Source organism: Betaproteobacteria bacterium (assembly GCA_016791345.1).
Taxonomy (GTDB): domain Bacteria; phylum Pseudomonadota; class Gammaproteobacteria; order Burkholderiales; family JAEUMW01; genus JAEUMW01.
In genome coordinates this window covers 1-5,296 of sequence record JAEUMW010000173.1, presented here as the reverse complement: position 1 = coordinate 5,296, position 5,296 = coordinate 1, and the positions used below count along the sequence as shown (strand labels likewise).

The 5,296-nt window shown below is 65.9% G+C and carries 5 protein-coding genes; 4 read left to right on the top strand and 1 reads right to left on the bottom strand.

All coding sequences use genetic code 11. From position 1 onward, the window contains the following. Positions 1-165 precede the first annotated feature (165 nt). On the bottom strand, positions 166-837 hold the full coding sequence (locus JNK68_06685; protein MBL8540042.1) for a winged helix-turn-helix domain-containing protein: 672 nt from the start codon (positions 835-837) through the stop codon (positions 166-168). A 230-nt stretch (positions 838-1,067) separates the two neighbouring features. Between JNK68_06685 and JNK68_06680 the strand changes: the two genes are divergently transcribed. The 4 genes from JNK68_06680 to JNK68_06665 all read left to right on the top strand — a co-directional run. Beyond that, positions 1,068-2,033, top strand: coding sequence for a hypothetical protein (locus JNK68_06680; protein MBL8540041.1), 966 nt, complete (start codon positions 1,068-1,070; stop codon positions 2,031-2,033). Positions 2,034-2,134: 101 nt separating this feature from the next. Beyond that, complete coding sequence (locus JNK68_06675; GenBank protein ID MBL8540040.1) at positions 2,135-3,520, top strand: FAD-binding oxidoreductase; 1,386 nt, start codon at positions 2,135-2,137, stop codon at positions 3,518-3,520. Positions 3,521-3,649: 129 nt separating this feature from the next. Next, on the top strand, positions 3,650-4,522 hold the full coding sequence (locus JNK68_06670; protein MBL8540039.1) for a DMT family transporter: 873 nt from the start codon (positions 3,650-3,652) through the stop codon (positions 4,520-4,522). A 154-nt stretch (positions 4,523-4,676) separates the two neighbouring features. Beyond that, a partial coding sequence (locus tag JNK68_06665) for a L,D-transpeptidase family protein (protein ID MBL8540038.1) occupies positions 4,677-5,296 on the top strand: 620 nt, incomplete at its 3' end.

The window sequence follows — 5,296 nt, the reverse complement described above, 5'->3', positions numbered from 1 at the left end:
ACACCGCCGCGTCCTCGCTGTCGAGGAGGACCTGCAAAGCTGGGTGGTGGAACGGAAGCTCGATCACTGGCAAGAACCGTCGCGGTCACGACCCCGCCAAGTGTAGAGCGATAGCAGCAAACGTGCGCGGGAGTTACCCGGCAGTTACCTGCGGCAACGATCCGGTTACAAAGCAGTCTGCGGCACGAACATGTACCCTGCGCCGCGCACGGTGCGGATCGCGCGGGGCTGCTCCGGATCGTCCTCGATCTTCTTTCGCAGCCGCGCGATGCGGATGTCGATGGAGCGGTCGAAGGGCTCCCACTCGCGATTGCGGGTCAGCGTGAGCAGGCGGTCGCGCGAGAGCACCTGGTGCGGGTGCTCGGCGAACGCGCGCAGCAGATCGAACTCCATCGCCGTGAGCGGCACCTCGGCACCGTCCCGGTCGACCAGGCAGTGGGATTGCAGATCGAGCAGGCAGCGTCCCATCGCGATGCGGTCGGGCTCACTGTGCGCCGGCGTGGCTTCACTCGTTGCGCCGCGCTGCACGCGCCGCATCACGCTCTTCAAGCGCGCCCGCAGCTCGCGCGGATCGAACGGTTTCGCGATGTAGTCGTCCGCCCCCATCTCGAGGCCGACGATGCGATCCACCAGCTCCCCCGCGCCGGTCACCATGATGATGCCGAGGTCGTAGCGCTCGCGCAGGTAGCGCGCGAGCGTGAGGCCGTCCTCGCCCGGCAGCGCAAGATCGAGCAGCACGACGTCGGGCACTGCCCGTTCGAGCTCGGCACGCATTGCAACCCCGCCATCTGCCTGCGCCACCGTGTAGCCATGCGTCGCGAGGTACTCAGCGAGCATCTCGCGCACGTCGGCATCGTCGTCGACGATCAGGACTCTACCGCTGGTCACGTCGCCCTCCGTTGCGGCGGATTATAGACCGGCGCTAAAGCGAGGACTCGGGTTACACACTGATACAAAGCGTTTCGCAGCCGAAAAAGGCCCGTTACCGCTGGCGCGTAGAGTTCGCCTCCATGACGGCGCGTGCAGCGCACCGTCACTTTCAACCCAACTGCTGATGGAGGCAAACCATGCAAACCGCTCACTACTCGGTCGACACCCGCCGCTACGCCCGCTGCGTCGAGGTCTCCAAGCGCATCCGCTGGGAGATCGAGCGCGACGTAATCCGCGGCCGCACGTTCGACTTCTCCAAGAAGTTCCTCCCCGACAGCCTCTCGAAGATCGATCGTCTTTCGTTCCTCTCGCAGGGCGAGCAGCGTTTCCTGTCCCAGATCCAGGGCCGCACCTACGCCAACATGTTCGGCCTCGTGGAGCGCTTCATCGGCGCCAAGATCCTGGAGGTCAGCCGTGATCACTGGCTCGGCGATCAGACCGCGCTGGAGGCGCTGGTGCGCTTCGGCGACGAAGAGCTCAAGCACCAGGAGCTCTTCCGCCGCATCGAACGCCTGGCGGCCGAGGGCATGCCCGAAGGCTACAGCTTCCTGCCGCAGCCGAACGATGTCGCATCGGTGGTGCTCGGCAAGTCGACCTGGGCGGTGCTCGCGCTCACCTGCCTGATCGAGCTCTTCACGCAGACGCACTACCGCTCGAGCATCGAGCCCGACGAGCACCTCTCGGAGCTGTGGAAGGACGTCTTCCTCTTTCACTGGCGTGAAGAGTCGCAGCACGCGATCCTCGACGAGCTCGAGTGGCAGCGCGAGAACGCAAAGCTCACCGCGGAAGCGCGCGATGCAGCGGTGGACGACCTCATCGGGCTGGTCGGCGCCGTGGACGGACTGCTGCAGCTGCAGGCCGCATCGGACGTCGATTACTTCGTGCGTGCTGCCGGGCGTTTCTTCACCGGCGACGAGGTGCAGCAGGTGCGCGCGGTCGTGCTCGGTGCCTATCGCTGGCAGTACATCCTCTCCGGCGTCGCGGAGCCACGCTTCACGGAGATCCTCGCCGGCATGATCAACGATGTGCAAGGCCAGCGCATCGGCGAGGCGCTCGCACCGATTGTCTCGTCGCAAGACGAGATCTCAGAACACCATGATTGAAGCAACCTGACGCGCCGGACTCGATCTAAGAGCGGGGTCTGTTCTGTCGCTCGAACCGAGGGTCCGCTTCGACGTTTGAGGCACATCCAAAGGAGGCAAGCATGAATCAGTTACAGAAAGCAGAAATCGACGACTTCAAAGCGCACTTCCGTGGTGAGGTTCTTCTTCCTCTCGACTCGGGATACGACGACGCCCGCCAGATCTGGAATGCCATGATCGACCGCAGACCCGCGCTGATCGCCCGCTGCGCGTCGCCTGAAGACGTCGTCCAGGCTGTCGCGTTTGCGCGCAGGCACAATCTCCTCGTCTCGATTCGAGGGGGCGGACACAACATCGCGGGTAACGCCGTCTGCGACGACGGTCTCATGATCGATCTCTCGCTGATGAAGGGCGTCCAGGTAGACGTGAACGCACTCCAGGCGGTCGTCGAACCCGGCTGCACCCTCGGCGACTTCGACGCGGCCGCGCAGGCGCACGGCCTCGCCACACCGCTGGGCATTAACTCGACCACGGGCGTGGCCGGCCTCACGCTCGGCGGCGGGTTCGGCTGGCTGAGCCGGAAGTACGGGATGACCATCGACAACCTTCTCTCCGCGGATGTCGTCACGGCGGATGGCCGCCAAGTCCACGCGAGCGAAACGGAGAACGCCGACCTCTTCTGGGGGCTACGTGGTGGCGGTGGGAATTTCGGTGTCGTCACCCGTTTCGAGTTCCAGCTCCATTCCGTCGGGCCGGAGGTGCTAAGCGGGCTCATTGTCTTCCCGTTCGAGGAGGCGAAGTCCGTGCTCGCGCAATTCGCTCGCTTCACTGAGACTATGCCGGACGAGCTCAACGTGTGGATGGTGACCCGGAAGGCGCCGCCGCTGCCCTTCTTGCCGGAGAAGGTACACGGAAAGGAGATGGTCGCGCTCGCCCTGTTCTATGCGGGTGACCCCGCACAGGGCGAGAAGTTGATCGAACCACTGCGCAAGTGCGGTACGCCCCATGGCGAGCACGTCGGCGTGCAGCCGTACACCGCCTGGCAGCAGGCCTTCGATCCGCTCCTGACGCGGGGCGCCCGCAACTACTGGAAGTCGCACAACTTCTCGCGCTTGAGCGACGGCGCGCTCGACGCCATCATTGACTACGCGGGCAAGCTGCCGTCACCGCAGTGCGAGATCTTCATCGGCACGATCGGCGGGCAGACGACCCGCGTTGCGCCCGAGGCGATGGCCTACTCGAGTCGAGACGCCAAGTACGTGATGAACGTACACTGCCGCTGGGAGTCGGCCGCCGAGGACGAACGGTGCATCGCCTGGGCGCGCGAATTCTTCGCCAAGTCACAGCCGTTCGCCAGCGGTGGTGCGTACATCAACTTTCTCACTCAAGACGAGACCGATCGCATCGCATTCGCTTACGGTGCGACGTACGATCGGCTGGTGAAGCTCAAGAAGAAGTACGACCCGACGAACCTGTTCCGGATGAACCAGAACATCAAGCCGGCGTGAGAAGAGGGGGTGCCGGATGCGGGTTGCCGACGGCGCGCGACGCGCGCGCAAAGAGCTGATTCGAGCCGCAGCGATGCGGATCGCCATCATGGTGCCCATGTCAGGAGTCTTCAACACGCCGGACCGCAGATGAGAACGACTACCCACGCAGCGGACACGGCAAAGACAACGCTCCTCACGACGCTCGCGATGGTCGCCTTCGCGGCCAACTCGATTCTCTGCCGGCTCGCGCTGCAGGAGCCGACGATCGACCCGGCGAGCTTCGGCAGCGTTCGGCTGGCCTCCGGCGCGCTGGCGCTCGCGCTCATCGTCCGCCTCCTGCGCGGAGAGGCGAAGCCAGCTCGCCCGGACTGGTGGGCGGCGACCATGCTGTTCCTCTACGTTGCCTGCTTTTCCTTCGCTTACCTTTACCTCACTGCGGGCACCGGTGCGCTGATCCTGTTCGGTGCCGTGCAACTCACCATGTTTCTCGGCGGCCGGCGTGCTGGCGAGCGCTTCCGGCCCCTCGCCTGGGTGGGCTTTGCGATGGCCGTCGCGGGTCTCGTCTACCTGCTGGCGCCGGGCGTTACCGCGCCTTCCCCGATCGGCGGCGGACTCATGACCATCGCCGGCATCGCCTGGGGCATCTACTCGCTGCGCGGGCGCGTCGTGGCGAGCCCGCTCAAGGCGACCGCCGCCAATTTCGCGGGCGCCGTCCCGCTCGCCCTCGCGGCAAGCGTTCTCTCGATCGGTGACCTGCACGTGGCGCCGTCGGGTCTCGCGCTCGCGGCCGCGTCCGGCGCCGTCACCTCGGGACTCGGCTACGTGATCTGGTACGCGGCGCTGCGCGAGCTGACCGCACTCAGTGCCGCCACCGTGCAGCTCTCGGTGCCGGTCATCGCGGCCGCCGGCGGCGCGGTGATGCTCTCCGAAGAAATCCCGCTGCGACTCGTCGTCGCCTCGGTGGCGACACTCGGCGGTATCGCCCTCGTGCTGGTTCAGAGGAACGCGCCGCCGCGTTAGAGGGTCAACTGCGCGACCCCACGCGGGCGCGACAACGGCTTCCCCGGAGGATTGCAACGCGCGGCACGCCAGAAAGTGGAGACGTTGCCGGAGGCACGCGATCGGGCTGCGCTACAATCCGTGCCCGACCACATCCGCTCGCCGGGAAGTTTCCATGCTCCACCTCCTCCTCGTTGCCGTGCTCACAGTGGTGTTTCCCGTCGCTGCTGAACCCTTCTGGGGCGCGACGGCTTCACAGCCGGTCGATGCCGACCCGGCTGCGCTCAAGCCCGGGCAGTTCATCTGGGATGCCGACGCGGTGCCGTCCGGGCCGATCGTCGTCGTCGTGAGCCTCCCCGAGCAGCGGGCCGACATTTACCGCAATGGCGTTCGCATCGGCGTCGCCACGGTGAGCACCGGCAAGACGGGACACCAGACCCCGACCGGCATCTTCACGGTCCTGCAGAAGGACGCGGATCACCACTCGAAGAAGTACAACAACGCGCCGATGCCCTATTCGGAGCGGCTGACGTGGGACGGCGTGGCGCTGCATGCAGGCGGGCTGCCGGGCTATCCGTCGTCACATGGCTGCGTACACCTGCCCTCCGAGTTCGCGCGCAAGCTCTTCCAGATTTCGCCGATGGGGATGACGGTCGTGATCGCCAACGCGCAGAGCGCGCCGGTGGACGTGACACATCCGGCTGCGCTCTCGCCGGTGGATGCGAAGACCGGGCGCGCGGTCGAGGTGCCGCCGCTCAGCGCGACAGAAGCATTCCGCTGGGAACCGGAGAAATC

Coding starts and splice junctions, on each gene's coding strand:
- JNK68_06680 (MBL8540041.1), top strand. CDS start 1,068: ATGCAAACCGCTCACTACTCGGTCGACACCCGCCGCTACGCCCGCTGC.
- JNK68_06675 (MBL8540040.1), top strand. CDS start 2,135: ATGAATCAGTTACAGAAAGCAGAAATCGACGACTTCAAAGCGCACTTC.
- JNK68_06670 (MBL8540039.1), top strand. CDS start 3,650: ATGAGAACGACTACCCACGCAGCGGACACGGCAAAGACAACGCTCCTC.
- JNK68_06685 (MBL8540042.1), bottom strand. CDS start 837: ATGCTCGCTGAGTACCTCGCGACGCATGGCTACACGGTGGCGCAGGCA.